At 57.5% G+C, this 1,824-nt stretch carries 1 rRNA gene; it reads right to left on the bottom strand.

Going from position 1 to position 1,824, the window contains the following annotated elements:
- Positions 1-1,725: ribosomal RNA gene (locus ACZ6ZT_RS35070) — 23S ribosomal RNA — on the bottom strand; the annotation flags it as partial.
- Between the last annotated feature and the right edge of the window lie 99 nt (positions 1,726-1,824).

Raw genomic sequence — 1,824 nt, 5'->3', positions numbered from 1 at the left:
GAGGGACGGATTTGCCTACCCCTCGGCCTACACCCTTACCCCGGGACAACCACCGCCCGGGCTGGACTACCTTCCTGCGTCACCCCATCGCTTACCTACTACCACCTTGGATCAGCGGCTCCACCACTTTCCTTTCCCCGAAGGGTCCGGAACGGCTTCACGGCCTTAGCATTAATGGATTCGATATTGGGCGTTTCAAAGCGGGTACCGGAATATCAACCGGTTGTCCATCGACTACGCCTGTCGGCCTCGCCTTAGGTCCCGACTTACCCTGGGCAGATCAGCTTGACCCAGGAACCCTTAGTCAATCGGCGCACACGTTTCTCACGTGTGTATCGCTACTCATGCCTGCATTCTCACTCGTGAACCGTCCACAACTAGCTTCCGCTGCTGCTTCACCCGGCACACGACGCTCCCCTACCCATCCCAGCCCCCGTTGGGGGTATGTGCTGGAATGACACGACTTCGGCGGTACGCTTGAGCCCCGCTACATTGTCGGCGCGGAATCACTTGACCAGTGAGCTATTACGCACTCTTTCAAGGGTGGCTGCTTCTAAGCCAACCTCCTGGTTGTCTCTGCGACTCCACATCCTTTCCCACTTAGCGTACGCTTAGGGGCCTTAGTCGATGCTCTGGGCTGTTTCCCTCTCGACCATGGAGCTTATCCCCCACAGTCTCACTGCCGTGCTCTCACTTACCGGCATTCGGAGTTTGGCTAAGGTCAGTAACCCGGTAGGGCCCATCGCCTATCCAGTGCTCTACCTCCGGCAAGAAACACACGACGCTGCACCTAAATGCATTTCGGGGAGAACCAGCTATCACGGAGTTTGATTGGCCTTTCACCCCTAACCACAGGTCATCCCCCAGGTTTTCAACCCTGGTGGGTTCGGTCCTCCACGAAGTCTTACCTCCGCTTCAACCTGCCCATGGCTAGATCACTCCGCTTCGGGTCTAGAGCGTGCAACTCAATCGCCCTATTCGGACTCGCTTTCGCTACGGCTTCCCCACACGGGTTAACCTCGCTACACACCGCTAACTCGCAGGCTCATTCTTCAAAAGGCACGCAGTCACGACCGTTGTTCCGAAGAACAACGGCGACGCTCCCACGGCTTGTAGGCACACGGTTTCAGGTACTATTTCACTCCGCTCCCGCGGTACTTTTCACCATTCCCTCACGGTACTATCCGCTATCGGTCACCAGGGAATATTTAGGCTTAGCGGGTGGTCCCGCCAGATTCACACGGGATTTCTCGGGCCCCGTGCTACTTGGGAGATTCTTAAGCAAGCCGCTGATGTTTCGTCTACGGGGGTCTTACCCTCTACGCCGGACCTTTCGCATGTCCTTCGACTACATCAACGGTTTCTGACTCGCCGACCGGCCGGCAGACCGGTCAAAAGAATTCCCACAACCCCGCATGCGCAACCCCTGCCGGGTATCACACGCATACGGTTTGGCCTCATCCGGTTTCGCTCGCCACTACTCCCGGAATCACGGTTGTTTTCTCTTCCTGAGGGTACTGAGATGTTTCACTTCCCCTCGTTCCCTCCACACTGCCTATGTGTTCAGCAGTGGGTGACAGCCCATGACGACTGCCGGGTTTCCCCATTCGGACACCCCCGGATCAAAGCTCAGTTGGCAGCTCCCCGGGGCCTATCGCGGCCTCTCACGTCCTTCATCGGTTCCTGGTGCCAAGGCATCCACCGTGCGCCCTTAAAAACTTGGCCACAGATGCTCGCGTCCACTGTGTAGTTCTCAAGCAACGACCAGCCACCCATCACCCTGCTCCAAAGAGCAAGTTCACTGGGGCCGGCATCGCGAAGACA

It is taken from the genome of Streptomyces sp. NPDC102258 (genome assembly GCF_055584685.1).
Note: the sequence above shows the minus strand (reverse complement) of the source record. Positions and strands in the feature narration are given on the sequence as shown.